Source organism: Pararhizobium sp. O133 (genome assembly GCF_051669845.1).
GTDB lineage: Bacteria > Pseudomonadota > Alphaproteobacteria > Rhizobiales > Rhizobiaceae > Pararhizobium.
Genome location: NZ_CP196426.1, coordinates 2,214,149 through 2,239,924, shown reverse-complemented (window position 1 = coordinate 2,239,924; position 25,776 = coordinate 2,214,149). Strand labels below are relative to the sequence as shown.

Genomic DNA, 25,776 nt, shown 5'->3' with positions numbered 1-25,776 from the left:
CCGCGACCTGAGACCTTCAGCACGAAAGTATTCGCCGATACGTGTCTACGGTCGGAAAAAGCGATATTAGGGTACGATTTCGCGAAGAATGGACATCAGGGTCGTGGCGTTGAGCTTGGAAGCGCGCCACGACCTTTCCATTTGTGCAGACCTTTTCCAGCAGGTCGGCAGCAATGCCCGGGATCATGACTTCATCAGATATTCTCATAAAAAAACATTGCCGCGATGCGTTATCTGTCGGAGACATCGAAGACCAAAACCGACAGACGAGGAATGCCTTGATGGCCGCCGAACGCACCCTTCCGAACCTATGGCATGCAACGGCGCCCGCCGCTCCCGAAACCCGACCGCTCTCCAGCGATATCACCGTTGATGTCGCCATCATCGGCGGCGGCTTTACCGGTCTCTCCGCCGCCCTGCATCTCGCCGAGAAGGGCGTCACGGCCGCGGTCGCCGAGGCGAAGATGATCGGGTTCGGCGGCTCAGGCCGCAATGTCGGCCTGGTCAATGCCGGCATGTGGACGAAGCCCGAGGACCTGATCGCCACGCTCGGCAAGGAGGTCGGAACCCGGCTGCTGCGCGAACTCGGTGACGGCCCGTCGCTGGTCTACCAACTCGTCGAAAAGCACGACATGCCTTGCGAAGCCGTGCGTAACGGCACGCTTCACTTGGCTGTTGGCCCGGAAGGCGTCAAGGACATTCAAGACCGCGAACGTCAATGGAAAACCTTCGGCGCGCCGGTGGAGGTTCTCGACGCAAACCGGGCAACCGCGCTGACAGGCGCTGAAGGTTTTGCCGGCGCCCTGCTCGACCGGCGCGCCGGCACGATCCAGCCGCTTGCCTACGCCCGTGGCCTTGCCCGCGCGGCCCTTGCCGCTGGCGCGCAGATCTATACCGATACCCCGCTTCGTTCGGCGACCCGCGCCGGTGACTTGTGGAAACTGTCGGCCGGCAACGGCACGATCACGGCCAAGTCCGTCATCGTCGCCACCAATGCCTATGGCGACATGCTGAGCCAGACGCCCTGGACCAGCTACACCCAGGAACTGACGATCCTGCCCTATTTCCAGTTTGCCACCACGCCGCTATCGGACAATCTCGCCCGCTCCATCCTGCCCGAACGGCAAGGCTGCTGGGACACAGGCCTCGTCATGACGTCCTTCCGCATGGACCAGCAGAACCGGCTGATCTTCGGCAGCGTCGGCCGGCTCGATACGCTGGCGGAAGGCACGCACCGGGCTTTCGCCGAACGGTCGTTGCGCAAGCTGTTTCCAGCGCTTGGCGATATCCGCTTCGAATACTGGTGGGACGGCCGCATCGGCATGACCACCAACAACCTGCCGCAGATGCATGTGATGGCGCCGAACGTCTTTTCCGTCAGCGGCTATAATGGCCGCGGCATCGCGCCCGGCACCGTCTTCGGCCGAGCACTTGCCAATCATGTGACGGGCGAGCCCGCTGCCCTGCCCATCCTCGAAACGCCCGTGACGCCAGACCCGTGGCGCAGCATGAAGTCCGCCTTCTACCATGTCGGCGCACAGGCCAAGCATTTCATCGACCGGCGGTTCTGACCGCCGTCTCAACAAAACGGGCCGCGCAATCGATGCGCGGCCCGTTTTTTCATCGAAGAGGATGACCGATCAGGCGGCGCGGCGCATACCGCCGGTGAGACGAAGCGGCAACAGCTTGCGGACTTCGTCTCCGAAGGCGCGGGCATTCTCGCAGGCCTTGTCGAGATTGCTGACCCGGTGCGGGTCCATGGTCTGGAGCGTGCCGCCACAGTCGAAGATATCACGGAAGGCCGAGCGTTCGATGATCGGCGTTTCCAGCACATGCACGGCGCGCTGGGCCAGTAGCTGCTTGACGACCTGCAGCGCGCGGGTGGTAACCAGCGAATTGACGCGGGTGAGCACGACCGAATGGGGAATATCGACGCCGGCCTTTTCCTTGAGATAGCCGAGCAGTTCGAGAACCTGGGCGCCGCCTTTCGCGTCCATCGCACAGCCCTGGATCGGGATCATGACGTGATCGGACAGGCCGATCGCGGTTGCCATCAGCGTGTTGCGCGCGCCGGCCAGGTCGATGATGAAATAGTCGGTCTTTGCTTTGTTCTCGTTGATGTGTCCCTGGATGGAGGCCATGGTCACATAGGAGATGACATCGACATTCGGAATTTTGCCGGAAATATCATGCCAGTGGGAAATCCAGTGCTGCGGGTCAGCATCAAGGATGGTGACGCGGGCGCCGTGGCGGGCAAGCTCGGTTGCCAGGATGAGTGCGGCGGTCGTCTTGCCCGCGCCGCCCTTTGTATTCGCGAATGTAATGACTGGCATGTCTGTTCCTGTCTGAAAGAAGTCCGAGCCCCGGCATGGCTCCCGTCTAACGCTCGAAAACCATCGCGCTTCGGTTAATCAAATCTTCCAGAACGTGGTTAACAAAGTCTGAATACAGCCCTCCCGAGAATTAACGATTGCTGAACGCCGTCGAACGGAATTCAAGAGAGTCTCGGGCGAGTCTCTTGATAAAATGGAGAAAAGCTCGACGTCAGAGATCGATATGGAAGACGTCGGGATCGGTTGGTCCGGCCGCGCGCTTCCAGGGCGGCGAAACTTCGGCCGGAGCCTTGTAGCCAATACGGGCCAGGCTGCAATTCGACTGCAGATGCTTTGGCCCGGCGATGCAGCGTTCGACCTCAAGCGCCAGCGCCTGCATGTTGGCGAGTGCTTTGGCAAGATTGCTGACCCGGCCTTCATCCATCGCATAGAGCGAGCCGCCATGTTCAAACATGTCGCGATAGGCACTCCGCTCCATGATGGGGACATCCAGGAAGGCAACACCACGACTGGCAAGCAGCGCCTTGACGCTGCGCATGGCGCGCGTGGTGACGAAGGAATTGACGCGGGTCAGCACCACCGCATGATTGATGTGGCCACGCGCATTGCTCTGCACCTGTCCGACGAGATCGAGCACATGGGCGGCGCCCTGCGCATCCATGGCGCATCCCTGCACCGGAATGAGAACCAAATCCGAAAGACCGGCGGCAAGCGCCACGAGCGCATCGCGGGCGCAGGAGAGATCGACGATGATATGCGAGGCCTGCCCCTGTAGCACGCGCAGATTGCCGCCGAGATTGGCAAAGGCAACACCCGTCACGATGGAAATGACGTCGATCGACCTGGGCAGGCCGTGCCATTTGGCGGCGAAGGCCAGCGGATCACAATCGAGGATCACGACCTTGCCGCCCCTTTGGGCAAACTCCATGGCAAGCAGCACGGCCGCCGTCGTCTTGCCGGTGCCGCCTTTTGCATTCGCAATTGAAATGATCGCCATGTTGCTTCCGGAACCCGCACCGCACGCACCCGATCCGCCTCGAAGGTCGCGCGTCTCCATCAACAAGGTTGCAAAACGGGATTAAAAAACGGCAAACAATCCTTGGCCGGAAAACAAAAGGGCCAGCGCAGATGCTGGCCCTCCTGAATTGTTGATGCTGCTACAGCGCCGCGCGTCAAATATGACGCGCAAAGGTCGCTGTAACACTTTAAATCTGCTGCATAATTTTATCCTTAAATCGATTCCGATTTAAGGAATTATGCAGTAAGCGGCAAACCGCACGTTTGTTTAGATGCAGTCCTTGAACAACTGCTTGGCGGCATCAAGCGTCAATTCGACCGGATTGCCGCCAGCCGTCGGATCGACGATCGCCATGGCGGCCATTTCGTCGATGCGGTCGGTGCCGACGCCGAGCGCCGACAGCTTGTCCGGAACGCCGAGGTCTTCGCGCAGCTTCAGGACATAGTCGTAGAATCCGTCGTAACCGCCGGAAATGCCGAGATAGGCGGCGGCCTGGGCGATCTTCCCTTCGATCGCCGGGCGATTGAAACGCAGCACCGGCGGCATGACGACGGCATTGGTCATGCCGTGATGGGTGTTGTAGATCGCGCCCACCGGATGCGACAGCGAATGAATGGCGCCGAGCCCTTTCTGGAAGGCAACAGCACCCATGGCGGCGGCCGACATCATATGGGCCCGGGCTTCGATATCGGTACCGTCCTTATAGGCGCGCGGCAGATATTCCTTGACGAGCCGCAGGCCTTCCAGCGCGATGCCGGCCGACATTGGATGGTAGAAGGGCGAGGAATACGCTTCCAGGCAATGGGCAAAGGCGTCCATGCCGGTGCCGGCGGTGATCACCTTCGGCATGCCGACCGTCAGTTCCGGATCGCAGATGGTGATCGCGGGCAGGAACTTCGGATGGAAGATGACCTTCTTCGTGTGCGTCTGCGAGTTGGTGATCACCGATGCGCGGCCGACTTCCGAACCGGTGCCGGCCGTGGTCGGCACGGCGATGATCGGGGCGATGCCCTCGACGCTGGCCCGTGTCCACCAGTCGCCGACATCCTCGAAATCCCAGACCGGACGGCTCTGGCCGGCCATGAAGGCGACGGCCTTGCCGAGATCAAGGCCCGAACCGCCACCGAAGGCGATCACGCCGTCATGGCCGCCGGCCTTGAAGGCCTTGACGCCGGCATCGAGATTGATGTCCGTCGGATTGCTGTCGACATCGGCGAACAGCGCGCGGCCGAGACCGGCTGCGTCGAGACTATCGAGCGCGCTTTGCGTGATCGGCATCGGCGCCAAGCCACGGTCGGTGATCAGCAGCGGCCTCTTGATGCCGACTGCCTTGCAATGGTCGGCGAGTTCCTTGATGCGCCCTGCCCCGAATTTGATGGATGTCGGGTAGCTCCAGTTGGCAGTGATGGTCATGGGTCAGGCTTTCTTGAGGTGGTAGGATTTCGGGCGGGTCAGGTTCTGGAAACCGATGACCGACAGCGAGCCGCCGCGTCCGGTTTCCTTGACGCCGGTCCAGCAGAGCGCCGGATCGAGATAATCTGCGCGGTTCATGAAGACGGTGCCGGTTTCGAGGTCCTGGCCAATGCGCGCGGCGCGTTCGGCATCCTTCGTCCACAGCGACGTCGTCAGGCCGTATTTGCAATCGTTCATCAGCGCCAGCGCCTCGGCGTCGTTCTTCACCTTCATGATGCCGACGACCGGGCCGAAGCTCTCTTCCGTCATGACCTTCATGGAGTGATCGACATCGACCAGAACCTGGGGGCCAAGATAAGCGCCGCCGTCGTCGGCCGGGAAGAGTTTCGGATCGACCAGAGCCTTGGCACCCTTGGCGACGGCCTCGGCTGTCTGCGCGCGCACCTCGGCGGCAAAACGCTTGTGCGCCATCGGGCCGAGAGAAGTTTCCTGCTCCAGCGGATTGCCGAGCTTGTAGGCAGACGCAAAGGCCACGGCCTTCTCGACGAAATCGTCGTAAAGGTTTTCGTTCACATAGATACGCTCGATGCCGCAGCAGCACTGCCCGGAGTTGAACATGGCGCCATCCATCAGCGTATCGACGGCGGCATCCAGATCGGCGTCTTCCATGACATAACCGGGATCCTTGCCGCCAAGCTCGAGGCCAAGCCCGGTAAAGGTGCCGGCCGCCGCCCGCTCGATCGACCGGCCGCCCTCGACGGAACCGGTGAAATTGACGAAATCGAAGCTCTTGGCCGCGATCAGCGACGAGGTCGTGACGTGATCGAGGAAGATGTTCTGGAAGATGTCTTCCGGAACGCCGGCTTCGACGAAGGCGCGCACCATGCGCTCGCCGACCAGGATGGTCTGGCTGGCATGCTTGAGGATGACGGCATTGCCCGCCATCAGCGCCGGCGCGACCGTGTTGATTGCCGTCATGTATGGGTAGTTCCACGGCGCGATGACAAAGACGACACCGTGAGCGACGCGCTCGATGCGGCGCTCGAAATTGCCGCTGTTTTCGACGACGATCGGAGCAAGTGCATCGGCGGCGATCGTAGCGACATAATTGGAGCGCTCGTTGAAACCGCGGAACTCGCCGCCGTAACGCACCGGTCGGCCCATCTGCCAGGCGAGTTCCGGCACGACCTCGTCGACCATTTCGTTAAGCCGTGCGACACCGGACAGAACCAGCTTCACCCGGTCCTCGACGGCGAGCTTCGCCCAGCTTTTCTGTGCAGCGCGCGCACGCGCAACCACCGCCGAAGCGGTAGCTGCGTCAACGGCGGGGCGCTCCGCGTAAACTTCCCCGTTCACCGGGGAAATGCATTGGATCATGGTCATCAGTGTCTCCGAAATTTCAACAGGCCAGCGTACGGACATGGCCCGCTTCGCCGTAGGAAAGGATTGCGCGGTCGCGCGTGATGATGGTCAAGTCGTTCTCGCGTGCGGTCGCGATGAGGATGCGGTCAATCGGGTCCTTGTGGTTGAGAAACGGCAAAGAACAAGAGGCTATGAAGAGAGTGGCGGTGACCGGCTGCTCGGTGAATTCACCATCCTTCAGAAAATCGCTGTACCAACGCTCCGCACTTCGCGTTTCGCGCAAACGGCCCTTCGCAAGGAGCATAGCCATTTCCCAAGCTGTCACTGCAGATACGAAAACCGGAATCTGCCGCGTCTTGCTGTTGCCCAACGCCTCCAAAGCTGCTGGAGCGATAAGCTCTTTCTGCGACATCCAGATCACGAAACAGGTATCGAGCAAAAAACGGCTATTCATTGTAAAGCTTGTCGCCCCAGTCCTCGCCCCAGTCCATCGGTTCTGTCAAATCAACACCAGGCGGTATCGTGATTGTTCCCTCCATACACCCATAGGCAGGATGCAATTCCAGAAGCCTGCCGTCTTCCGTTTCCATATAGCGCTTGCCGTCCTTGTAGATGACGTCGTCCTTTGTAAACATCTTCATCGGCTCCGGAACATAGGCCTCCTGCTTGGTCTCGCCAAAACCCGAAATGCCGCCACGCCGATGCGCGGCGACATCTTGAAGGGCGGCGCCGAGAAAGGCCGCAATGTTATCCTGTTCCTCTGCGCTCATCTTGCGTTCGCCGTTCAGCATGCGTGACACGGCGCTCGGGTCGAGTTCCATGAAGCGGGCGAGGTCCCGCAGTGAAGCGCTTTTCCGGGCCAGTTGTTCATGGAACCATGCACTGTCGATACCACTCATGCCGAAATCCTCGCCAATAATCTAGACATTCTAGCACCTTGCGAAGAAAGCAACAATCCGACCGCTGCGTTGCGATTATCTCAAGCCCGCTCAAACCCCCTCGCCACCTCCCAGTCCGTCACCCGGCGGTCATATTCTTCCTGCTCCCATTCGGCGGCGCGGGTATAGTGCTCGATGACGTCCTCGCCGAAGGCGTCGAGCAGCATCTTGGAACTGTTGAGAGCTGCAGCGGCATCACGCAGCGTGCGCGGAATTTCGCGGACGTTGTTGCCGCCATAGGCGTCACCGACGAAGGGTGCTTCAAGCTCCATCTTGCCCTCGATGCCGGCGATACCGGCCGCGATCAGCGCCGCCATGGCCAGATAGGGATTGAGGTCGGAGCCGCCGACGCGGCACTCGATGCGGATGGCCTTCGAGCCCTCGCCGCAGAGGCGATAACCGGCCGTGCGGTTGTCCTTGCTCCAGACGGCCTTGGTCGGCGCAAACGTGCCGGCGACGAAGCGCTTGTAGGAATTGATATAGGGCGCCAGGAAATAGGTGATTTCCCCGGCGTGGGTCAAAAGACCGGCCACATAGTGGCGCATCAGGTCCGACATGCCGTATTCGGCATCCTTGTCGAAGAATCTCGGCGTCTTGCCGTCGGCACTCCACAGCGACTGGTGGATGTGCGACGAGGAGCCGGCAGCATCGTAGTTCCACTTGGCGAGGAAGGTGATCGCCTTGCCACGAGACCAGGCGATTTCCTTGCAACCGTTCTTGATGATCACATGCCGGTCGGCCATGGTCAGCGCGTCGGCGTAGCGGACGTTGACCTCTTCCTGGCCAGCGGACGCTTCGCCTTTGGTGTTTTCAACCGGAATGCCGGCGCCCTGCAGGCCGTTGCGGATCGCCCGCATCACGTCTTCTTCCTTGGTGGTCTGGAAGATGTGATAGTCTTCGTTGTAGCCGCTGACGAGCTTCAGGTCGCGGTAGCCGCTTTTGCGCGCGTCATCATAGGACTGGTCGAACAGGAAGAATTCGAGTTCCGTCGCCATGAAGGCTTTCAGGCCCATCGCCTCTAGCCGGGCAACCTGCTTCTTCAGGATGGCGCGCGGCGAGTGCGGGACTTCCTTGTGGGTGTGGTGGTCGAGCATGTCGCAGAGAACCAGCGCCGTGCCTTCAAGCCACGGGATCCGGCGAAGCGTCGAAAGATCCGGCTTCATCGTATAATCGCCGTAGCCGGCTTCCCAACTCGTCGACTTGTAGCCGGAGACGGTGTCCATCTCCATATCGGTCGCCAAAAGATAGTTGCAGCTATGGGTTTCTTCCCAAGCGCTATCGACGAAGAACTGTGCATGGAACCTTTTGCCCATCAGCCTTCCCTGCATGTCGATCTGGCAGGCCAGGACGGTATCGATGCGGCCTTCGGCAACATCCTTCTTCAACTGTTCGAATGTATAAGTCGTGCTCATGACGTTACCCTGGCGGTTCAGACCCTTCTCGGGTTTCTCATTTGGAGGTGGCCCGGGATTGCTCCCGAGCCTTCATTGTGCGGGCTGAACCCATCATCCGTTCGTGTAGGGCGGTCCGGCTTTCTCGAGGACGGCATTGTAGTCCTCGAAGATCTTGACGACCTTTGCAGCTGTCTCGCTCTGTCCGGCAATCTCCTTCCAGAAAACCTTGGCGGCTTCCTCGACAGGCTTCCAGTCGGCGGCCGAAATGCTGGTCAGTTTGAGCTTGTCGCCCCCGGCACGCAGTTTGGCTTCGCCGCCCCAGTACCACTGGTTGCGATAGTTGTTGCCGGATTCGATTGCCGTCAGGACAAGCCCCTTGAGGTGCTCCGGCAATTCCGCCCATTTCTGCTCGTTGACGAAGAAGGAGCCGATCCAGGCACCGGAAATATTGTTCGTCAGGAAATGGTCGGTCACATCGGCCCAGCCCACCGTGTAGTCCTCGGTGATGCCGGACCAGGCCATGCCGTCAAGCTCGCCGGTCTGGACAGCCACCTGCGCATCCTCGTAGGGAATGGTGACCGGCACGACGCCGAACTGGCTGAGGAAGCGCCCGGCGGTCGGGAAAGTGTAGAGCCGCAGCCCTTCGAGGTCCTTGAGCGAGGTGATCGGCTTCTTGGTATTGAAGTGGCAGGGATCCTGGCCCGAAGACGAGAGCCATACGACGCCGCCGACCTTCTCATAGGAAGACTTCCAGATGTCGGCGAGACCGTATTGCTTAAAGAGCACGGGCACGTCGAGAATCTGCTTGGTGGCGAGCGGGAAATAGCCGCCAAAGGTGGCGACGTCCGCAGGCGAAGCCATGGAATCGTCGTCCGAATGGACGGCATCGATCGTGCCGGCCTGAAGCGCGCGGAAGAGCTCGCCGGTCGGGACGATCTGGTCTGCGTAGTAAAGCTCGATTTCAAGCTCGCCCTTGGCCGCCGCGTTGATCGCATCGACGATCGGCTTGGTGACGTGCTCGCCGAGTGCGGCACCGGCATAGGTCTGGAAACGCCATTTGATGGCCGTCTGCGCCTTCACGATCGCCGGCGTGGAGAGCGTTGCGGCACCGGTAGCGCCCAAGGTCACCGCCCCAGCCCGTGTGAGAAATTGCCGTCTGTTGGTCATGTCTCTATCCCTCTGGTTATAGGTCTCGTTTACCGGAAACGGCCGTTCATCCCGGTCGGTCGATCGTGTTTTTCTTTTGTCGGCCCATTACTCCCGTCGCATCCCGGCGGCTTCCCGCCGGGATGTCGTTCATTGTCACTTCGCGTAGAAATTCTCCGGCAGCCATGTCGCGATCTCCGGGAAGCAGCCGATGATGATCAGGCTTGCAATCATGATCCCGACGAACGGCCAGATCGACTTGTAGATGTCGGACATGGTGATTCCGGGTGGCGCCATGGCGCGCATCATGAACAGGTTATAGCCGAAGGGCGGCGTGATATAGGCGATCTGGCAGGTGATCGTGTAGAGCACACCGTACCAGACCAGGTCGAAACCGAGCTTCTGGACCAGCGGGATGTAGAGCGGCGCGACGATGACGAGCATCGCCGTATCGTCCAGAAACATGCCCATGATCAGGAACGAAAGCTGCATCAGCACCAGCACCTGCCAGGGCTCGAGGCCGAGGTCTCCGAGGAAGAACCGCTCGATCGATTTCACCGCGCCAAGCCCATCGAAAACGGCGCCGAAGCAGAGCGAGGCGATCAGGATCCACATGAACATGCAGGTGATGCCAAGCGTCTTCTGCAGGACCTCACTCCAGAGCCGCGCCGTCAGGCGACCGCGGGCCCAGGCGACAATCGCCGAGGAGATCGCGCCGACGGCCGAGCTTTCCACGAGGCTCGCGATGCCGCTCAGGAACAGCCACATCATCAGCGTGAAGATACCGAGCGGCAGGATGCCCGCCGTCAGAAGCCTCAGCTTCTCGCCCAGCGGCACTTTCCGCTCTTCCGGTGGCAATGCTGGGCCAAGCGACGGATTGATCCGGCAGCGGACATAGACATAGATCGCCATCAACGCGGCCATCAACAGGCCCGGGAAGACGCCGGCAAGCCAGAGCTGCCCGACCGGTACGCGGGCGATCATGCCGTAGAGCACGAGAACGATGCTCGGCGGAATGAGGATGCCGAGCGTCGAGCCGCCCTGTACCACGCCGGTCGTCATCACCTTGTCGTAGCCGCGCCGCAACAGTTCCGGCAGCGCGATTGTTGCCCCGATCGCCATGCCGGCGACGGACAAGCCATTCATGGCCGAGATGATTACCATGAGGCCGATCGTGCCGAGCGCGAGACCGCCGTTGATTGGCCCCATCCAGACGTGGAAAGCCTTGTAGAGGTCTTCGGCGATGCCGGATTCCGACAGCATGTAGCCCATGAAAATGAACATGGGCACGGTCAGCATCGGATACCATTTGACGAGCTTCATTGCCGAAGCAAAGCCCATCTCGGACCCGCCCGTACCCCAGAGAAGATAGGCGGCGACGACGCCGACGAAGCCGATGACCGCAAAGACGCGCTGCCCGGTGAGCAGCAGCACCATCATGGCCGCGAACATCGTTATTGCGATGAATTCATAGCTCATGCGATCGGCCTTCCCCGCAATTCAGCGATATCCTTGAAGAGCGACGAAGTGGCCTGCGCCAGCATCATTACGACACCGAAGGTCATGACGATCTTGAGCGGCGCCATGTAGGGCGCCCAGGCGGAGAAACTCTTTTCCTTGAAGGTGATTGCGTAGATCGTGCTGGTGATGCCGCCATACAGCATGAAGCCGAGGAACACGATCAGCGCACCCGCGGTGATGAGGTCGAAAGCCGCCCGCTTGCGCAACGACCACGATCCGTAGAACAAATCCATGCGCACATGATCGCCGGCCTGCATCGCGAAGGCGCCACCGAGCATATAATAAGCGGCCATGGTGAACTGCGCGGATTCCAGCGTCCAGTTGGCCGGCAGATGGAATGCCTTGGACACGGACGAATAGAGCAGGATCGCGAACATCGCGAAAATCAGATACATCGCAAAAATGCCGACTCTGCGATTGAACGTATCAACGAAACGCACGTAAGTCCGAATGAAATTATACATGGAGCGGTCCCCCTCCAACAGAAACGGCATCAGCCGCCGGACCGGCCCTCCGGTAGTGCACTGCAAGCATCCGCTTTGCCTCTCCAGTTTATCGTCATCCCCGTCTCCACGGATGCATATTTCCCCAGGTCTTTTATTGTCACAGTGCCGCCAGGCTTTCGCCCAGCAGGCCCGTCAGATAGTCGGCCATGACCTTCTGGCCGACTTCATCTCGAACGAGATCGTTTCGGATCTCGATCATTACGTTGGGCAGGCCGTTCTTCAAACCATGCTCGATCAGTGTATGCGTGACGCCGTCGACCGGTCCATAGGGCTCGTTGCGGCGCACGGCATACCGTGGCGATTTTTCAGCGGATGCCAGCATGCGGTCGGCAAGGCGACTGTCGCTGTCGTGCAGGATGCCGATTTCGACGTCGCGCTGCTGGCCGTGATAGACCGGCGTGAACGTGTGCACGGTGACGAGAATCGGCGGGCGGCCACTCGCCTTGCGGGCGGCGATGAAGTTCGACAGCGCGTCACGAAATGGAAAGTAAAGCGCCTTCGTGCGCGCCAGCCGCTCGGCTGGCGAAATCGCGGCATTGCCGGAAATCTGGAAGACTTCGCTGACGGCCGGCATGGCGGCGTCTGCCTCCGGCGGGCGATTGCAATCGTAAATCAGACGGGAGAAGCGCTGATGAATCAGCGCGGCATCGAGGCTTTCGGTCAGCAATTTGGAGACGGCAAGCGCGCCGGGATCCCAGGCGATATGGCTGGCAAGCGCTTCGCCGGAAAGGCCAAGGGAACCCATCTTTTCGGGCAGGCGGCGCGACGCATGCTCGCAGACCAGCAGGACCGGGCCGAGCGCATCCGGATTTTCCACTGCCACGGGCGAACCATCCGCCTCTGTCAAAAGTCCCGTCAACTCCGGTCCCCTTCCGGTTGCCTGTTCGGCGACATATCCCTCTGCACAAACTCGGCTCGGGAACAGACGCGAAAACAGCACGCGAGCGCCCCTTCCTGCCCGCACAGGCAGCGTAGGTCGGCGATGAAAAGAATTCTTCACGTTTTGATGAGTGTCAACCTGAATCTGAAACGATCTCTTCAAAAAATCAATTGACTCGAATTGTGACAGCGATGTTTACTCTGTCACAAAGCTGGCAGAGACCAGCTCCAGGGGATCAGATGACAAGCACGGCGGACACCATGACGGTGTCGGATGTGATCAATGCCCACTTCACCGTGCTCACCCGCGCGGAGAAGCAGCTGGCGGAGACGCTTCTCGACAATTACCCGGTTTCCGGGCTCGGCAGCATAACGACTGTCGCCGAGAACGCGGGCGTGTCCACGCCGACCGTCGCCCGCATGGTGCAGAAGCTCGGCTTCCGCGGTTTCCCCGATTTTCAGGCCCGGCTCCACCAGGAGTTGGAAGCAACGATTTCCAATCCGATCAACAAGCATGACCGTTGGGCCGCCAACGCGCCGGGCACACATATTCTCAATCGCTTCGCCGATGCGACGATGAACAATATGCGCGCCACCCTCGCCCAGCTGGAAACGGCCGAGTTCGACGGAGCGGCGGCGCTGATCGCCGACCGCAAGCGCAATGTCTACCTGGTCGGCGGCCGCATTACCCGCGCCTTGGCCGACTATTTCTTCACGCACCTGCAGGTGATCCGCTCCGGCGTCACCCAGATCGCCGCCAATTCGAGCTCCTGGCCGCATTATGTCCTCGACATGAAAAAGGGCGACGTCCTGATCATGTTCGATATCCGCCGTTACGAACAGGAAATGGTGACGCTTGCCCGCATCGCCCGCGAACGCGACATCGAGATCATCCTTTTCACCGACCAGTGGAGCTCACCGGTCGCCAAGGCCGCCCGGCATGTGTTCCGCATCCAGATCGAGGCGCCGTCCGCCTGGGACAGCTCGGTCGTCATCCTGTTTGCAGTCGAGGCGCTGATCGAGGCGGTGCAGAGTTCCATCTGGGACGAGACGCGCGACCGCATGAAGACGCTCGAGGGACTGTTCGATTCAACACGGCTTTTTCGCAAGCCGCTTTAGAAGGAGAAGACGCATCGGACGCGATGCCGGCATTGCCGGCGCTTGATGTCGCGGCCTGACATTCACAACATGAGGAAGCCGACCGGAACCGGTCGGATTCAAATTTGAAAATAAAATGAAGGTGTTCTGCCTGCGAACCTCTGGTCGCAAAGCGGACATTGCCTGTCACATAAGCTTCATCGGACCCCAGTATCAGCTTCGCCGAAGTTGACTGACACACAAAAGGAGAACACCCGTGATGTCACATACGAGACGCCTGCTTTCGCTCACTACAGCCATCGTCATGACCTCGTCTGCTCTTGCATACGCGGAGCCGAGCGCGGAGCTGATCGCTGCCGCCAAGGCTGAAGGCGCCCTGACCACCGTTGCCCTGCCCCACAGCTGGTGCGGTTACGGTGACGTCATTGCCGGCTTCAAGGCCAAGTATCCGGAAATCCAGGTCAACGAACTGAACCCCGACGCCGGCTCGGCCGATGAAGTCGAAGCCATCAAGGCGAACAAGGACAACAAGGGCCCGCAGGCTCCTGACGTTGTCGACGTCGGTCTCGCCTTCGGTCCGCAGATGAAGGCCGATGGCCTGCTGCAGCCGTACAAGGTTTCGACCTGGGACGAAATTCCGGACACCATCAAGGATGCCGAAGGCTACTGGTACGGCGACTATTATGGCGTTCTCTCGCTCATCGTGAACAAGGACCTCGTTCAGAACGTTCCGGCCGACTGGGCTGATCTCACCAAGCCGGAATATGCCGGTCAGGTGGCTCTCGCCGGTGACCCGCGCGCCTCCAACCAGGCGATCCTGGCCGTTCTCGCAGCCGGCCTCCACAAGGGCGCAAAGGCTGGCGAAGAGTCCGGCAAGGCCGGTCTCGAATACTTCGCCGAACTGAACAAGGCCGGCAACTTCGTTCCGGTCATCGCCAAGGCCGGCACGATCGCTCAGGGCGCAACCCCGATCGCCGTTGCCTGGGACTACAACGCGCTGGCATGGCGCGACGAACTGAAGGGCAACCCGCCGGTTGAAGTCGTCGTTCCGAAGACGGGCGTTCTCGCCGGTGTCTACGTTCAGGGCATCTCGGCCTACGCTCCGCACCCGAACGCCGCCAAGCTCTGGATGGAATACCTGTATTCCGACGAAGGCCAGAACCTGTGGCTTAAGGGCTATTGCCACCCGGCTCGCTTCAACGCCATGGTCAAGGCCGGCAAGGTTCCGCAGGACCTGATCGATGCCCTGCCGCCGGCAGCAGCCTATGAAGCCGCCGTCTTTCCGACGGTTGAAGAGCAGAACGCAAACAAGGCCGCCGTCACCGGCGGTTGGGACAGCGTCGTTGGCGCGAATGTCCAGTAAGCTTTTGAGCTGCTGAAAAGAGCCCCGGCCCGCCGGTGCGGGCCGGGGCTTGCCATATACGAACGACAAGCCTTATTTTGGCCATAAATGAACACCGAAAGCGCTGAGCGCGAAGATCGACGAGATGAACCAGGCTCCTTCCGCACGCCGTTTTCGCCTTCCCCTGACATGGGTAGGCCTCATGCCCTTCGTGATCTTCGTCACGATGTTTTTGATTCTACCGACCATGCACATCATCATCGGTGCGTTTCAGGCCAGTGACGGCTCCTTCACCCTGCAGAATCTCATCGATCTGCAAAACGGGACGATTCCATCCAGCTACTGGATATCGGTGAAGATATCATTCGCCTCCGCCGGGCTTGGCTGCATCATCGGCTTCGCCATGGCGGCGGCGGTCGTGTTTGGCGCCGTGCCAAGCTGGGTCAAGTCGCCGCTCTTGACGTTTTCGGGCGTTGCCTCGAACTTTGCCGGCGTGCCGCTTGCCTTCGCATTCCTTGCCACATTCGGGCCTGTCGGTCTCGTCACGCTCTTCTTGCGCAATAATTTCGGCATCGTTCTCCAGCGTGACCTCGGCTTCAGCATCCTGAGCTTCTGGGGCCTGACCGTTACCTATCTCTTCTTCCAGATTCCACTGATGATCCTGATCATCGCGCCGGCGCTGGAGGGACTGAAGAAGGAATGGCGTGAAGCCGCCGAAGTGCTTGGCGCGACGGCCACGCAATACTGGCGCATGGTCGCCTTTCCGATCCTGTTTCCGTCGCTGCTCGGCACCTTCGCACTCCTGTTCGCCAATGCCTTCGGCGCCGTGGCGACAGCGATCGCGCTTACCGGGTCCAGCCTCAACATCGTGCCGATCCAACTCTACGCGCAGATCCGCGGCGATGTGCTGGGCAATCCGAACCTCGGCTATGCCATGGCCTTCGGCATGATCGTCGTCACCGCTATCGCGAATATCATTTATATCTGGCTGCGCATCCGCGCCGAAAGGTGGCTGAAATGAGTATCTGGGCGCGCATTGCCGGCTGGGCCGCACTGATCTTCGGCCTGCTCTATTTCTTCGTTCCGCTCGGCGGCCTGTTCGAATTTTCGATGAAGGCCCGGCGCGGCGTCTACAGCTTCGACGCCTATGTCAGCGTGTTTGCCGATCCGCAATTTCAGCAGACCTTCGGCTATTCCGTGATCATGGCGCTGGTGACCATCGTCATCGGCATCCTGATCGTCGTGCCGACGGCCTATTGGGTGCGTCTCAAGATGCCGTGGGCGCGGCCTTACGTCGAGTTCCTGACGCTGATGCCGCTGGTCATTCCGGCCATCGTCATCGTCTTCGGCTATATCCGGCTCTACAACACCTCAAGCTGGCTGCCGCTCACCGGCTCTATCATGGGAACGAACGTGCTGCTGGCCTTCGGTTATACCATTCTGGCCCTGCCCTATATGTACCGCGCGGTCGATACGGGCCTTAGAACCGTAGATGTCGGAACGCTGACGGAAGCGGCGCAAAGTCTCGGCGCCGGCTGGGCGACCATTCTCGGCCGCGTCATTCTCCCGAACGTCGTTCCGGCCGTCCTGTCCGGCGCGTTCCTCACCTTCGCGATCGTCATCGGCGAGTTCACCTTGGCGGCCCTTCTCGATCGGCCGGCATTCGGACCGTATCTCCAGCGGATCGGCGCCAACAAGGCCTATGAGCCCTTTGCGCTCTCGGTCATCGCCTTCGCCATCACCTGGGGCTGCCTGTCTCTGATTCAACTCGTCAGCCGCTTCTCCAAATCCGCCCCCCGCAAGGCTTGAGGGATATTTTACGTATGTCGTTTCTTACACTGACCAATATCCAGAAATCCTTCGGAGCCGTGCAGGTCGTCAAAGACTTCAACATGGGCATCGAAAAGGGCGAATTCGTCTCCTTCCTCGGACCCTCCGGCTGCGGCAAGACCACCATCCTGCGCATGATCGCAGGCTTCGAGACCCCAACCGGCGGCAGGATCGAGATCGGCGGCAAGAGCCAGGAAAACCTGAAACCCAACCAGCGCAATATCGGCATGGTGTTTCAGGCCTACGCACTCTTCCCCAACATGAACGTCGCCGAAAACGTTGCCTTCGGCCTCAAGGTCGCCGGCAAGCCGAAAGCCGAGGTCGACGACCGCGTCAAGGAAATGCTCGGCCTGATCCATCTGGGTCATCTGGCCGACCGTTACCCCTACCAGATGTCGGGCGGCCAGCAGCAGCGCGTGGCGCTCGCCCGTGCGCTTGCGCCGAAACCACAGGTCCTGCTGCTCGACGAGCCGCTGTCGGCGCTCGACGCCAAGATTCGCGTCTCGCTGCGCGAAGAAATCCGGATGATCCAGCAGCAACTCGGCATCACCACCGTCTTCGTCACACACGACCAGGAAGAGGCACTGTCCATTTCCGACCGCATCGTCGTCATGAATGCCGGCCGCGCCGACCAGATCGGCACACCGTTCGACATCTACAACAAGCCGGCGACCCGATTCGTCGCCTCCTTCGTCGGAACGCTGAACCTGATCGAGGCGAAGGTCGTCGATCCCGCCAGCAACCGAATCGCGATTGGCGACCAGGGCATCACTCTTCGTGAACCGCTCGGCGCCATCGCCAAGGCCGGCGACACCGTCTCGCTTGCACTACGCCCGGAAGCCGGCTCGATCGCCGAAGGCGCCAAGGGCGATACCGCGCTCACCGGCGAAGTCGTGTCCAGCAACTTCCTCGGTTCCGTCATCCGCACGCGCATGAAGGTCGGCAATGCCGTTATTTCCTTCGACATGTTCAACGCGCCGGGCCTCAATCCGCCTGCTGTCGGCGAAACGGTAACACTGCGCTTCACCGCCAGCGACCTGCTGATCATCCGCGAGTAAGCCCTTCTGCTTCCTGCGGAAAATTATGTTTCAGGCGAGAGGTTTTTAAGAAAAAATCTGTCGCCTTTTTCATGTCCGGCGTCGCTTGCCGCGTTTGACCAGGAAGTGTCAGGCTTTATAGTCGTTAGCGTACGTTCTCAGGGCGGGGTGAAACTCCCCACCGGCGGTAACGGGGATATCCCGGAGCCCGCGAGCGCTTCATGTTTTTGCATGAGGGTCAGCAGATCCGGTTGAATTCCGGAGCCGACGGTTAAAGTCCGGATGGAAGAGAGCAAGCAGACGAGGCGACGCCCGAAAAGGACGTTCCGCGCCTGTGCGTTCGCCCAAGGGGATCATTGAAAAATGGCAACCTTGAAAGGCCAGACTGACATGACAATTGCTTCGAACCCCACCCAGAAAATCGCCATCATCCGCGCCCGCTGGCATGCCGATATCGTCGACCAGTGCGTCAACGCCTTCGTCGCCCAGTGGGAAAAGCTCGGCGGCAAGGCATCCGACGTCGAAATCTTCGACGTTCCCGGCGCGCTGGAAATCCCGCTGCATGCGCAGACGCTCGCCAAGACCGGCCGCTTCTCGGCGATCATCGGCTCCGCCTTCGTCGTCGATGGCGGGATCTATCGTCACGATTTCGTTGCCGGCACCGTGCTCGACGCGATGATGCGCGTCCAGCTCGATACCGGTGTTCCCGTGCTGTCCACCGTGCTGACGCCGCATCATTTCCAGGAATCGGAAGCGCATATCCGCTTCTTCCGCGACCATTTCGTCATCAAGGGCACAGAAGCCGCCAATGCGACCTCGCAGATCCTGCAGGCTCGCGCCCAGCTGGCACTCTTGGCTGCGTAATAAAAGCCGGCTGCGTTTAACCTCCTCCGTCATCCCGGACTTGTTCCGGGATCCAGCAGCACCGCGTCCGCGGTGCGAAGGACTCTTTTTTGCGAGCAAGGGTCTCTCGCCGCGCAGACGCGCGGCGGCTGGATTCCCGCCACAAGGGCGAGAATGACGGAGAAGAGAGGACGCTGACGAACCAACATTACCGGCGGGAGTTCGCCGCGAGCCGAAAGACCAACAGCCTCTTGGCTTTCGTGACCTGCCAACGGGATTACTGCCCCAGGTTCTTCAGATAGATCGACAACAACTGCGTCTGCGACGAAATTCCGAGCTTGCGGTAGACATTGCGGCGGTGAACCTTCACGGTTCCGGTCGATATACCAAGCCTCAATCCGATCGATTCCGACGAATGCCCCTGCAGCACCAGTTCGATGATCGAAGCCTCCCGTTCCGTCAGGTTGAGATTGCGCCAGACGCGGTCGGCAGCCGGATGCGCCGACTTGCGTCCGCCCTTCGTGCTCTTGGCAAGCGCCGCATCGAAACGCCGCCCGAGATCCCGAAAGGCATGATGCACGAGGCCAGCAACCATCGGCTCGGCCTTCTTCAAAAGCGCAAACTCCGCGCCTGAAAACACGCCCGACCCTTCCCGCCGCATCAGCGACAAGACGACGGTTATACCCTCCTCCAGCACGATAAAGAAGCCGATCTCCTCCGCCAGCCCTGTCTGCATGTAATAGCTGCGGAAATATTCGCTGGAGAAGAATCGATCCGGGGCAAGTTCGCGCATGCGCCAGACGCCCGGTTTCGGCTCCCGGGCGGCGTGATAGAACGGATCGAGCAGGAACGGACCGGCCTGGTACAGGCTGACGAAGACGACATGTTCATCCGGCGTGAACGTGCTGTAGAGATCGATCGGCCGTTCCTTCTCGCGATAGGCAAAGATCACGGCATAATCGAACGTCACCAGCGAGCGCATCAGCGAACAGAAGACACCGCCCGCTTCATCGTCGCCGGTGCCGCCGCCACCGATCATCGGACCGATTGTCCTGAACAATGCTTCGAGATCAATGCCCATGCACCCAAGCCCGGATTCTGCGAAAAAGAATGGCAACTGCCTGCGAGGCATACACCTTCCACAGCGGCAAACATCTTGAAATACCTCTTTCGGGGTATATACCGCAAACAGCAGCCTTGAATAGGTTGATGGCAGACGGTGGGAAACAGGTGGTCGCGAGGCCGTCCGGTATTCCGAAAAACAGCCGCGGGGAATTTTAGACGTGACAGCCGCTCCAGCGAACGACATCGAGTTCCGTTCGGTCACCAAGCGCTATGGCGCGGTGACCGCCGTGACGGACATCAATCTGGTCGTGCCCAAGGGCGCTTTCGTGGCGTTGCTTGGTCCTTCCGGCTGCGGCAAGACCACATGCCTTCGGATGATCGGCGGCTTCGAGCAACCCAGCGAAGGCACCGTGCTGATCGACGGACGCGAGATGAACGGCGTTCCGCCCTATCGCCGCCCCGTCAATATGGTGTTCCAGCACTATGCTCTCTTCCCACATTTCGACGTCGAGCAGAACGTTGCCTATGGCCTGAAACAGGCCCGGCCGAAGCTGGCAGCATCCGAGATCTCCGCCCGGGCGCGCGAAGCCCTGGACATGGTTCGCCTCGGCGGCTTCGAGAAGCGCCGCATCCATGAAATGTCAGGAGGTCAGCAGCAGCGCGTGGCGCTCGCCCGCGCCATCGTCAACAAGCCGTCCGTGCTTCTGCTCGATGAACCGCTGGCGGCGCTCGACAAGAAGCTGCGCACCGCCATGCAGATCGAGTTGCAAACGTTGCAGCGCGAACTCGGCATCACTTTCGTGCTGGTCACCCACGACCAGGAAGAAGCCCTGTCGATGAGCGACATGGTCTGCGTCATGAATGCCGGGCGCATCGTCCAGATGGCAAAGCCGCAGGACGTCTACGACAGACCGGCCGATCTTTTCGTTGCGGATTTCGTCGGAAAGACCAACCGGATCGCGGCGACGGTCGAGGCTGACGGAGCGACGTTGCGGCTGTCGAACGGCATGGCGCTTGCGGCAGCATCCGGTCTGAAGCCGGGCACGGCGACGGTGGCGCTGCGCCCGGAGGCGATCGAACTGGTGCGACAGTCCGTCGGCGGCGGCAATGCGCTGACCGGCACTGTCACCCACCGCATCTTCCTCGGCTCCACCGCCGAATACCAGATCAGCGTCGATGGCCTTGGCGATTTCCTCGTCACGGCCGACCGGCGCAACGTGCAGGAAAGCGACCTCGTCGAACCGGGCGAACGGGTCGTGCTGAACTTCGATCCCGGCAAAGTGCATGTTTTTCCGGCCTGAGGAATGGCCGTACACGTCAAGACAAAAAAAGGGAACGAAGTCATGACAAAGTGGTACAGAGAAAATGCCCCGATCACTGCCGAAAACCTCACCGACGAATGGATGCGCCTGAAGCGCGGCTCCGTCACCCGCCGCCACTTCCTCGGCGTCACCGGGCTTGGCCTTGCGGCCGCGGTGCTTGCCCGCCAGCCGGGCCTGTTCAATTCCGCCGCCTATGCCCAGGACCTCGGCACGACCATGTCGATCGCCACCTGGCCGAACTACCATGACCCGGCCACCTTCGAAGCCTTCACGGCCGCGACCGGCGTCGCCGTCGAGGTCAACGTCTTTGGGTCGAACGAAGAAATGCTCGCCAAGCTCCAGGCCGGCGGCACCGGCTGGGACCTGTTCGTCCCGACCAACTACACGATCTCGACCTATGTGAAGCTTGGCCTGATCGACCCGCTCGACATGTCCAAGCTGCCGGCCTTCTCGCAGGCTTCGCAATCCGCTCGTTTTACCGCCGAAGGTGCTGTCGATGGCACGACCTATGCCCTGCCGAAGAACTGGGGCACGACCGGCATGGCCGTCAACACCTCCAAGATCAAGACCAAGCTGACCTCGTGGAAGGACTTCTTCGAGGTCGCGATGACCGAGGCCGACGGCCGGGCCATGGTCCACGACTACCAGCTGACCACCATCGGCAGCGCGCTGGTCTCGCTCGGCTATTCCTTCAATTCGATCAAGCCGGACGAACTCGCCAAGGCAGAGGAATTGCTGATCAAGGTCAAGCCGCATCTCTACGGCATCAACAGCGACTACCAGCCGGGCATGCGCGCCACCGACGCCTGGCTCACCATGTGCTGGACCAATGACGGCGCCCAGCTGAACCGCGACATGCCGGAAATCGCCTATGTACTGGGCACGGACGGCGGCGAGATCTGGACGGACTTCTACGCCATCCCGAAGAGCGCCGCCAACAAGCCGGCCGGCTATGCCCTGCTCGACTATCTGATGACGCCGGAACACGCCGTCAAGGAGCACATCGCCAACGGCGCGCCGACGACCGACAGCCGCGTGCTCGCGCTTCTACCACCCGAGATCACCTCCAACAAGATCGTCTATCCCGATGAGGCGTCGCTCACCAAGCTCGAATTCGGCGCCGCCGTGACGCTGACCGACCCGGCCCGCGCGGAATTGATGGCCCGCTTCAAGTCGGCTTGAGGGTAAAGCCCCTCATCCGGCCTGTCGGCCACCTTCTCCCCGTAAACGGGGAGAAGGAAATTGCGGCACGTTCTCGCTTCTTCGGATTACCCAAGGAGCCGTTAAAGTTCGAAAGTCCCCTCTCCCCGCAAGCGGGGAGAGGGTTAGGGTGAGGGGCGAAGCCTCCCGCCCGACAACCACCAACAGGACACCGCCTCCATGCCCCTCGCCCCGGACAGAAAACGACAGCTGACGACCGCCGCGCTGGTTGCGCCGGCTGGCCTGTGGCTGTTCGTCTTCCTCGTCCTGCCGTTCATGGCCATGGTGGTCTTCGCCTTCGGCGAACGGGCACCGGAGGGTGGATATCAGGCGGCCTTCACTTTCGCCCAGTTCGCCAATCTGCCCTCGCGGGCGGCTGCCTTCTGGAACACGCTGATGATCGCGCCGGTCGGTGCTTTCCTCTGCCTGATCGTCGCCTATCCCGTCGCCTATTATCTGGCGGTCAAGTCCAATCCGAAATACCGGCTAATGCTGGTCTCGCTGGTCGTGGTACCGTTCTGGACCAGCCTGCTCGTGCGCACCTATGCCTGGATGTATATTCTGGGCTCGCGCGGCATTCCCAATCTGCTCGGCATGATCGGCATCGAGGATATCAGGCTCTTGAACACGCCCGGCGCGGTGCTGCTCGGCATCGTCTATGGCTACCTGCCGCTGATGATCATGCCCATCTATGTCAGCCTTGAAAAGCTCGACCGCCGCCTGCTCGAAGCCTCCGCCGATCTCGGCGCCAAGCCGGTCTCGACCTTCTTCGGCATCACCCTGCCGCTGTCGCTGCCCGGCGTCATGACCGGCGTCGCGCTGGTCACCATTCTGCTGCTCGGCGAATACCTGATCCCGCGGCTTCTCGGCGGCGGCAAGGTGTTCTTCATCGGCAACGCGCTGGTCGATCTCTTCCTGCAATCGCGCAACTGGCCGTTCGGCTCGGCGATCGCCGTGACGCTGGTGGTCGTCGTGGTCATCGTGCTGAGCGTCGCCATGCGGATCGCCTGGAAGGTCTCCGGCTCCAGACAGGTGGATCTCGTCTGATGCGCGCGCTTGTCACCTTCGTGTACCTCTTCCTCTACGCACCGATCGCGCTGGTCGTGCTGTTCTCGTTCAATGCCGGCCGTAATGCCAGCGAGTTCACCGGTTTCTCAACCATGTGGTACGGCAAGGCGCTCGGGAACACCTTCCTGATCACCGCCCTGCAGAACAGCCTGATGATCGCCTTCACCAGCGCCGCGCTGGCAGCGATCTTCGGCACGATGGCAGCACTCGGAATGCAGCGGCTGAGCAGCCGCGGACGGGCCATTTTCGACGGGCTGTTTGCCGCCGCCATCGTCGTTCCCGGCGTCGTCATCGGCATCGCAACGCTGGTGGCGCTGGTCGAGGTCTTCTCCTTCCTCAATCCGGCGCTGGCCTCGATCTGGCCGGGCGACAAGCCGCCGCAGCTCGGCCTCGGCTATGGCTCGATCATCGCCGCCCACGGCCTGTTTTCGCTGGCGCTGGTGACGATGATCGTCAAGGCGCGCATCGCCAGCCTCGGCCGCGATATCGTCGAGGCGTCGAGCGATCTCTACGCGACGCCGTTCACGACCTTTCGCCAGATCGTCCTGCCGCAAATCCTGCCGTCGGTTCTGGCCGGCTTCCTGCTCGCCTTCACCTTTTCGTTTGACGATTTCATCGTCGCCTTCTTCGTCGCCGGCTCGAAGACGACGCTGCCGATCTACGTCTTCGCGTCGATCCGCCGTGGCGTGACGCCGGAAATAAACGCGATCGCCACCATGGTGCTGGTCGCCTCACTTCTGCTCATCCTCATCGCTCGCGTGCTGATGCGGGACAAGACAACAAAAGCGCAGGCGGGAGAGTAGACCATGATCCTCAAGGACCGGATCGCCATCGTGACCGGCGCAGGTTCCGGTATCGGCCGGGCGGGTGCCGAGATCATGGCACGCGAAGGCGCCCATGTGGCCGTCGCCGACCGCAACACGGCAGGCGCCGCCGAAACCGTGGAGATGATCAAGGACGCCGGTGGCCGCGCCGAAAGCCTGATCCTCGACGTCACCGACGACATCTCGCTGGAGGCGGGCATAGCCTCCGTCCTCAAGCGTCACGGCCGCATCGACATCCTCCACAATCACGCCGGCGCGCAGATCGCCGGCGATCTCGAACAGGTGGAGGTCGAAGGGTTCGATCTCTCCTGGAGCCTGAACGTCCGCGCCCATTTCATGGCGGCACGCTTCGCCATGCCGGCAATGAAGGCTGCCGGACGCGGCGTCATCCTCAACACCTCGTCCTCTTCCGGCGTGCTCTACGACCGCGAGATGATCGCCTACACGACCACCAAACATGCCGTCATCGCCATGACGCGGCAGATGGCCGGCGATTACGCCCGGTTCGGCATTCGCGTCAACGCTCTGTGCCCCGGCTGGGTCGATACGCCGTTTAACGCACCGTTCATCGCCCAGATGGGGGGACGTGAGGCGATCGAAGCCTATGTGCGGGAAAAGGTGCCGATGGGGCGCTGGGCCCAAGTCGAGGAAATCGCCGAATCGATCCTCTTCCTTGTCTCCGACCGGTCAAGCTACATGACCGGCCAGATCCTCGTCGTCGATGGCGGCGAAGCCGTCGTCTGAGCGAGCGTCAGACCGGAATTTCGACCGAAAACGCGTAGCGCGCGGTCTCGCCCGGCCGCAGTGTCGTTGTTGACGGTCGCTCCTCCAACGCGTTCGAACCGCCGGCGAGCGCAGCCGTTCCATGCCAGGGCTCGACGCAAAGGAAGGGCGCACCGGGCTTGGTCCAGAGCGCGAGATTGGGCAGGTTCTCGAATTTGAACCTCAACTCCGGTCCGCCTTCAACGCCAAAGCGCAGACCATCGCCAGCACCTTCCGGGAAAATCATCGCATCGGCCTCGAACATCGATGCTTCCGGCACCAGCCGCCCCGCCGTGAACGGCGACGGCAGCGGCGCGGGATTGATCAGCCCACCGCGAACACGCACCATTGGCGGTTCACCACCATTGTCGAGCGTCACCACATGCGTCTGGCCATCAGCGCCCGGCAGCGGCCAGAGAAAAGCTGGATGGAAGCCGACACCGAACGGCATTGGTCTGGTATCGCGGTTGCTGACCTCGGCCGAGACCGTCAGCGCCGGACCATCCAGCGCGTGCTCGACGGCCAGCAAGAATTCGAACGGATAGACCGCACGCGTCGCATCCGACGCCGTCAATTCGTAACGGCACATGGTCGGGGTGGAACTGGCGGCAACAAATTCGTTGCGACGCGCAAAACCGTGCTGTGCCATCGGATAGGCGGTGCCATCGATAGAGACCGTGTCATCCGGCGCCTTGCCGACCACCGGAAACAATACGGGCGAGCGCCCGCCCCAGAAGGCAGCATCGCCATTCCACAGCCAGGATCGCCCATCCCGGCTGTTCAACGACCGCATTTCCGCCCCCAGCGACGAGACCTCGACCGTCAGGTGATCATTGCCGATCCGTATCAATGACATGGCGTGCCTCTTCGCGTTG

25 protein-coding genes and 1 riboswitch are annotated in these 25,776 nt (G+C 61.0%); of the genes, 12 read left to right on the top strand and 13 right to left on the bottom strand.

Features of this window, described 5'->3' with window-relative positions; genetic code table 11:
* The first annotated feature begins 281 nt into the window (after positions 1-281).
* A complete protein-coding gene (locus tag ACST81_RS10735) occupies positions 282-1,571 on the top strand; it encodes an NAD(P)/FAD-dependent oxidoreductase (protein WP_438753202.1) in 1,290 nt (429 codons plus the stop codon).
* A gap of 69 nt (positions 1,572-1,640) precedes the next feature.
* Here the strand turns inward: ACST81_RS10735 and ACST81_RS10730 are convergent, their stop codons facing one another.
* From ACST81_RS10730 to ACST81_RS10680, 11 genes are all read right to left on the bottom strand, one after another.
* Positions 1,641-2,333 (bottom strand): AAA family ATPase, encoded by a 693-nt coding sequence (locus ACST81_RS10730; protein WP_438753199.1) that lies wholly within the window; start codon positions 2,331-2,333, stop codon positions 1,641-1,643.
* 211 nt (positions 2,334-2,544) lie between these two features.
* Complete coding sequence (locus ACST81_RS10725) at positions 2,545-3,330, bottom strand: AAA family ATPase (RefSeq protein ID WP_438753197.1); 786 nt, start codon at positions 3,328-3,330, stop codon at positions 2,545-2,547.
* A gap of 288 nt (positions 3,331-3,618) precedes the next feature.
* The gene (locus ACST81_RS10720; protein WP_438753195.1) at positions 3,619-4,764 is read right to left on the bottom strand and encodes an iron-containing alcohol dehydrogenase; all 1,146 of its coding nucleotides are present in this window, start codon (positions 4,762-4,764) and stop codon (positions 3,619-3,621) included.
* Between the two features lie 3 nt (positions 4,765-4,767).
* A complete protein-coding gene (locus ACST81_RS10715) occupies positions 4,768-6,147 on the bottom strand; it encodes an aldehyde dehydrogenase family protein (protein ID WP_438753193.1) in 1,380 nt (459 codons plus the stop codon).
* A gap of 16 nt (positions 6,148-6,163) precedes the next feature.
* Complete coding sequence (locus ACST81_RS10710) at positions 6,164-6,580, bottom strand: type II toxin-antitoxin system VapC family toxin (protein ID WP_438753191.1); 417 nt, start codon at positions 6,578-6,580, stop codon at positions 6,164-6,166.
* Complete coding sequence (locus tag ACST81_RS10705) at positions 6,573-7,025, bottom strand: helix-turn-helix domain-containing protein (protein ID WP_438753188.1); 453 nt, start codon at positions 7,023-7,025, stop codon at positions 6,573-6,575. The genes ACST81_RS10710 and ACST81_RS10705 overlap by 8 nt, the downstream gene beginning before the upstream one ends.
* Positions 7,026-7,105: 80 nt before the next feature.
* Positions 7,106-8,476, bottom strand: coding sequence for a glutamine synthetase family protein (locus ACST81_RS10700; RefSeq protein ID WP_438753186.1), 1,371 nt, complete (start codon positions 8,474-8,476; stop codon positions 7,106-7,108).
* Between the two features lie 93 nt (positions 8,477-8,569).
* On the bottom strand, positions 8,570-9,625 hold the full coding sequence (locus ACST81_RS10695) for a TRAP transporter substrate-binding protein (protein WP_438753184.1): 1,056 nt from the start codon (positions 9,623-9,625) through the stop codon (positions 8,570-8,572).
* Positions 9,626-9,760: 135 nt separating this feature from the next.
* Positions 9,761-11,083, bottom strand: a complete 1,323-nt coding sequence (locus ACST81_RS10690) for a TRAP transporter large permease (protein ID WP_438753183.1) — start codon at positions 11,081-11,083, stop codon at positions 9,761-9,763.
* Complete coding sequence (locus ACST81_RS10685) at positions 11,080-11,589, bottom strand: TRAP transporter small permease subunit (RefSeq protein ID WP_438753180.1); 510 nt, start codon at positions 11,587-11,589, stop codon at positions 11,080-11,082. Before ACST81_RS10685 ends, ACST81_RS10690 begins: the two co-directional genes overlap by 4 nt.
* Positions 11,590-11,728: 139 nt before the next feature.
* Complete coding sequence (locus ACST81_RS10680) at positions 11,729-12,490, bottom strand: N-formylglutamate amidohydrolase (RefSeq protein ID WP_438753177.1); 762 nt, start codon at positions 12,488-12,490, stop codon at positions 11,729-11,731.
* A gap of 260 nt (positions 12,491-12,750) precedes the next feature.
* Here ACST81_RS10680 and ACST81_RS10675 point away from each other — a divergent pair, with 260 nt between their 5' ends.
* The 6 genes from ACST81_RS10675 (at position 12,751) to ACST81_RS10650 (ending at position 18,681) form a co-directional block, all read left to right on the top strand.
* Complete coding sequence (locus ACST81_RS10675) at positions 12,751-13,629, top strand: MurR/RpiR family transcriptional regulator (RefSeq protein WP_438753175.1); 879 nt, start codon at positions 12,751-12,753, stop codon at positions 13,627-13,629.
* Between the two features lie 235 nt (positions 13,630-13,864).
* Positions 13,865-14,971: an ABC transporter substrate-binding protein gene (locus tag ACST81_RS10670; RefSeq protein WP_438753173.1), complete on the top strand. Its 1,107-nt coding sequence runs from the start codon at positions 13,865-13,867 to the stop codon at positions 14,969-14,971.
* Between the two features lie 124 nt (positions 14,972-15,095).
* Positions 15,096-15,971, top strand: coding sequence for an ABC transporter permease (locus ACST81_RS10665; protein WP_438753170.1), 876 nt, complete (start codon positions 15,096-15,098; stop codon positions 15,969-15,971).
* Positions 15,968-16,759 (top strand): ABC transporter permease, encoded by a 792-nt coding sequence (locus ACST81_RS10660; RefSeq protein WP_438753168.1) that lies wholly within the window; start codon positions 15,968-15,970, stop codon positions 16,757-16,759. The genes ACST81_RS10665 and ACST81_RS10660 overlap by 4 nt, the downstream gene beginning before the upstream one ends.
* 14 nt (positions 16,760-16,773) lie before the next feature.
* A complete protein-coding gene (locus ACST81_RS10655) occupies positions 16,774-17,838 on the top strand; it encodes an ABC transporter ATP-binding protein (RefSeq protein ID WP_438753166.1) in 1,065 nt (354 codons plus the stop codon).
* Between the two features lie 129 nt (positions 17,839-17,967).
* Positions 17,968-18,115: riboswitch (FMN riboswitch) on the top strand.
* 92 nt (positions 18,116-18,207) lie between these two features.
* Positions 18,208-18,681, top strand: a complete 474-nt coding sequence (locus ACST81_RS10650; RefSeq protein WP_438753499.1) for a 6,7-dimethyl-8-ribityllumazine synthase — start codon at positions 18,208-18,210, stop codon at positions 18,679-18,681.
* A 256-nt stretch (positions 18,682-18,937) separates the two neighbouring features.
* On the opposite strand, the gene ACST81_RS10645 is transcribed toward ACST81_RS10650, so the two are convergent.
* The gene (locus ACST81_RS10645) at positions 18,938-19,741 is read right to left on the bottom strand and encodes a helix-turn-helix transcriptional regulator (RefSeq protein ID WP_438753163.1); all 804 of its coding nucleotides are present in this window, start codon (positions 19,739-19,741) and stop codon (positions 18,938-18,940) included.
* Between the two features lie 202 nt (positions 19,742-19,943).
* Here ACST81_RS10645 and ACST81_RS10640 point away from each other — a divergent pair, with 202 nt between their 5' ends.
* From ACST81_RS10640 to ACST81_RS10620, 5 genes are all read left to right on the top strand, one after another.
* A complete protein-coding gene (locus ACST81_RS10640) occupies positions 19,944-21,026 on the top strand; it encodes an ABC transporter ATP-binding protein (protein WP_438753161.1) in 1,083 nt (360 codons plus the stop codon).
* A gap of 42 nt (positions 21,027-21,068) precedes the next feature.
* Complete coding sequence (locus ACST81_RS10635) at positions 21,069-22,229, top strand: polyamine ABC transporter substrate-binding protein (protein ID WP_438753158.1); 1,161 nt, start codon at positions 21,069-21,071, stop codon at positions 22,227-22,229.
* A 198-nt stretch (positions 22,230-22,427) separates the two neighbouring features.
* The gene (locus tag ACST81_RS10630; protein WP_438753157.1) at positions 22,428-23,294 is read left to right on the top strand and encodes an ABC transporter permease; all 867 of its coding nucleotides are present in this window, start codon (positions 22,428-22,430) and stop codon (positions 23,292-23,294) included.
* Positions 23,294-24,118, top strand: a complete 825-nt coding sequence (locus ACST81_RS10625; RefSeq protein WP_438753155.1) for an ABC transporter permease — start codon at positions 23,294-23,296, stop codon at positions 24,116-24,118. Before ACST81_RS10630 ends, ACST81_RS10625 begins: the two co-directional genes overlap by 1 nt.
* A 3-nt stretch (positions 24,119-24,121) precedes the next feature.
* Positions 24,122-24,883: an SDR family NAD(P)-dependent oxidoreductase gene (locus ACST81_RS10620; RefSeq protein ID WP_438753153.1), complete on the top strand. Its 762-nt coding sequence runs from the start codon at positions 24,122-24,124 to the stop codon at positions 24,881-24,883.
* A 7-nt stretch (positions 24,884-24,890) separates the two neighbouring features.
* Here ACST81_RS10620 and ACST81_RS10615 read toward each other — a convergent pair whose 3' ends face one another.
* Positions 24,891-25,757: an aldose 1-epimerase family protein gene (locus ACST81_RS10615; protein WP_438753151.1), complete on the bottom strand. Its 867-nt coding sequence runs from the start codon at positions 25,755-25,757 to the stop codon at positions 24,891-24,893.
* Positions 25,758-25,776 lie beyond the last annotated feature (19 nt).